Origin of the sequence: Myxococcus sp. AB025B, from assembly GCF_006518215.1 — a bacterium.
GTDB lineage: Bacteria > Myxococcota > Myxococcia > Myxococcales > Myxococcaceae > Myxococcus > Myxococcus fulvus.
Window position 1 is genome coordinate 1 of the sequence record NZ_SRLW01000543.1, and the last position, 3,071, is coordinate 3,071.

Genomic DNA, 3,071 nt, shown 5'->3' on the forward strand with positions numbered 1-3,071 from the left:
GACGGGGGACCTGGGGCGGTCCATCGAGCTGGATGGCACCTGGTACACGCCGACCTCGCGCCGGCTGGATCTGCTGCACGTCAAGCTGCGGCCGTGAGCGACGGGTGACTCCGGGGCTGTGACCGTCCGTGCTTGTCCGGGCGGGCGGTCACCTGCCCGGGGTGCGACGAGGCGAGCCACCTGTCCATTGGCGCGCGTTCACCATGTTCGTGGGGGATGGTCTCTTCCTGCTTCCCGGGAGCGGGATTCGCGATATGGACGGAGGGGTACATGACTCCTTTCCCCAAGAAGCTCCAAGATCGTGCAGAGGCCCTCGAGGCCGCGGATGAGCAGCTCACCACGTTGGACGAGGACGGCCTGTTGGCCGCGCCCGTCGATATCTTCTCGATGCTGCGGGATGGCATCGACCTCCACGAAAACCTGAAGGACACCTCCCGGACGTTCGCCTCGAACGACTGCGTGGTGGTGACGGGGAACGTGGATGTGGAGACGCTGGTGTTGAAGGGGCCGGGCGGGATGCTCGTCCTGGGTGACCTGCGGGTCGGCACGGCGGAGCTCCACGCCAACGTGCTCGTGCTGGGGAACTGTGACATCTCCGAGCGCATCGTCGGACACGATGAGCCGCACACGCTCACCGTCCTGGGCGAGGTCCAGGGGGGGCGGGCGGAGATGCAGAAGCAGTTCATCATGCAGTTCCTCGGCGGCGGCAAGCTGACGGCGCTGGTCGACAGCGAGGGTGGCGCGGCGGAGCTGCTCGAGCTGCTGAGCGGCGCGGGCAGTGAGCTGGAGGTCGACGAGGTCGACCCGTAGTCGTCGTGCAGGCAGAGCGCCGGGACGCGCAATGCGTCCCGGTGGCCCCGCTCCGAGGTGTCAGGCCGCCACGCCGAGCAGCTCGCGGAGCTGACGCAGCATCTCGATTTCGCTCGGGTGGATGTGCCCGTCGCTGGCGATGAGGTCATGCGCCGCGTCGATGACCGCCTTCGGGTCGGTCTTGAGGATGCCCAGGTTGGGCGCGGGCAGCGGGGTCCCATTCTGCAGGCACTTCGCCAGCTGCTCCAGGTCCGGCAGGGGAACGCTCATCCCCCGGGCCGTGGCCATGATGTGGTCGATCTCCTCCCGGCTGACCCCCTCGTCTCCGCTGGCGACCTGGAGCAGCAGCTTGAGGACTTCAATCTGGAAGCGGGCGTCGGGGCTTGAGGCGGTGGACATCCTTGGTACATCCTCCGAGGTGGGCTCGCGAGTGGGCGCGACACATGTATCGCTCCTACAAGTGCACGGGCTTCGCGGAGAAAGCTTCTCATGAAAGTGGTGGAGACGGAGCGGCTCGTCCTGCGTCGCGTGACGCATGAGGACGCCGACTTCATCCTGGGGATGTTGAACGAGCCCGCGTGGCTGCGCTTCATCGGAGACCGTGGCGTGCGCACCCTCGAGGGCGCGCACGACTACATCACCAACGTACCCCTGACGCAGTACGCCCAGCTGGGCTACGGGCTGTACCTGGTGGAGGGCCGGCAGGACGGCGTGCCCATGGGGTTGTGCGGCCTGCTCAAGCGCGACTCGCTGGAGCACCCCGACATCGGCTTCGCGTTCAAGCCCGCCTACTGGAGCCAGGGCTACGCGCGGGAGGCCGCAGAGGCGGTGCTGCGCCACGCCCGGGAGGACCACAAGATTTCGCGCGTCGCGGCCATCGTCTCCAAGGACAACGTCAGCTCCATCAAGCTGCTGGAGCGGATGGGCCTGCGCTTCGAGCGGCACATGCGCCTGCCCGGCGCCACCGAGGAGATCAGCCTCTATCTGACGGCGCCGTGAGTCGAGCGGGGAATCCAGGAAGACGCCCGCGCGTGAGCGGGACGTCACCTGGCTGACACCGCCGCTGGCTTGGCGTGCGGGGCGTGCGTCTCCTAGACTCGCGAGCGTGGGCCCCCCGTCGAACAGCGTAGACGGCGGGAAGAACGCGCTGCTGCGCGCACTCCCCTCCATCGAGCAGCTCCTGCGACGGCCGTCGCTGGAACCGCTGCTGTCCGGTGTTCCCCGCGCCAGGGCCGTGTCCGCGCTGCGGCTGGCCGTGGACCGCGTGCGCGCGCGCCTGCTCCAGGGCGACCCGCGCCCCTTCGACGACGCGGACGTGGGCGAGGCGCTCACCACGCTGTCCACGCCGGGGCTGCGCGCGGTGCTCAACGCCACGGGCGTGGTGCTGCACACCAACCTGGGACGCGCGCCGCTCGCGCCGGAGGCGGTGGCGCGGGTGGCCGAGGTGGCGCGGGGCTATTCGAATCTCGAGTACGACCTGGACGAGGGCGAGCGGGGCAGCCGCTACGCGCCGGTGGTGGGGCTCTTGCGTCAGCTCACCGGCGCGGAGGACGCGCTCGTCGTCAACAACTGCGCGGGCGCGGTGCTGCTCGTGCTGGCCGCGCTGGCGTCCGGCCGCGAGTGTGTCGTGTCGCGCGGGGAGCTGGTGGAGATTGGCGGAGGCTTCCGGGTGCCGGACGTCATGCGGCAGTCCGGCGCGCGGCTCGTGGAGGTGGGCACCACCAACCGCACGCGGCTGTCCGACTACGCGGCCGCGGTGGGCCACGACACGGGCCTCTTGGTGAAGGTGCACCGCTCCAACTTCGCGGTGGTGGGCTTCACCGAGGAGGCGAGCGTGGGAGCGCTCGCGACGCTGGGCCGGGAGCGCGGGGTGCCCGTGTTCCAGGACCTGGGTTCGGGGGCGCTGGTCCCCATGGTGGGAGAGGGGATGGGACAGGAGCCCACGGTGGCCGAGGTGGTCGCCGAGGGAGCGGATGTGGTGGCGTTCTCGGGGGACAAGCTGTTGGGCGGGCCGCAGGCGGGCGTGGTGGTGGGACGCTCGGCGTTGCTCGCGCGCATCAAGGCGCATCCGCTCACCCGGGCGTTGAGGGTGGACAAGCTGACGGTGGCCGCGTTGGAGGCCACGCTGGAGTTGTATCGGGACGGCAAGCCAGGGGCCGTGCCCACGTACAGACTGCTCGCCCAGTCATCCCAGGAACTGCGCGCCCGCGCGCTGCGGCTTCAGGGCTTGCTGGCCGAGCAAGGCGTGAGTGCCCGGGTGG

4 protein-coding genes are annotated in these 3,071 nt (G+C 69.9%); 3 read left to right on the forward strand and 1 reads right to left on the reverse strand.

Translation table 11 applies throughout. From position 1 onward, the window contains the following. The first annotated feature begins 270 nt into the window (after positions 1-270). Positions 271-810: a hypothetical protein gene (locus FL311_RS42275; protein ID WP_141333268.1), complete on the forward strand. Its 540-nt coding sequence runs from the start codon at positions 271-273 to the stop codon at positions 808-810. A gap of 60 nt (positions 811-870) precedes the next feature. Here the strand turns inward: FL311_RS42275 and FL311_RS42280 are convergent, their stop codons facing one another. Continuing rightward, the gene (locus tag FL311_RS42280; RefSeq protein WP_141333269.1) at positions 871-1,209 is read right to left on the reverse strand and encodes a TerB family tellurite resistance protein; all 339 of its coding nucleotides are present in this window, start codon (positions 1,207-1,209) and stop codon (positions 871-873) included. Between the two features lie 90 nt (positions 1,210-1,299). Between FL311_RS42280 and FL311_RS42285 the strand changes: the two genes are divergently transcribed. Continuing rightward, positions 1,300-1,809, forward strand: a complete 510-nt coding sequence (locus FL311_RS42285; RefSeq protein ID WP_141333270.1) for a GNAT family N-acetyltransferase — start codon at positions 1,300-1,302, stop codon at positions 1,807-1,809. 106 nt (positions 1,810-1,915) lie between these two features. After that, on the forward strand, positions 1,916-3,071 hold a 1,156-nt coding region (gene selA / locus FL311_RS42290; RefSeq protein WP_141333271.1), incomplete at its 3' end, for an L-seryl-tRNA(Sec) selenium transferase.

Excerpts from the sequence above, each read along its gene's own strand:
- FL311_RS42280 (WP_141333269.1), bottom strand. The coding sequence starts at position 1,209 with ATGTCCACCGCCTCAAGCCCCGACGCCCGCTTCCAGATTGAAGTCCTC.
- FL311_RS42285 (WP_141333270.1), top strand. The coding sequence starts at position 1,300 with ATGAAAGTGGTGGAGACGGAGCGGCTCGTCCTGCGTCGCGTGACGCAT.
- FL311_RS42275 (WP_141333268.1), top strand. The coding sequence starts at position 271 with ATGACTCCTTTCCCCAAGAAGCTCCAAGATCGTGCAGAGGCCCTCGAG.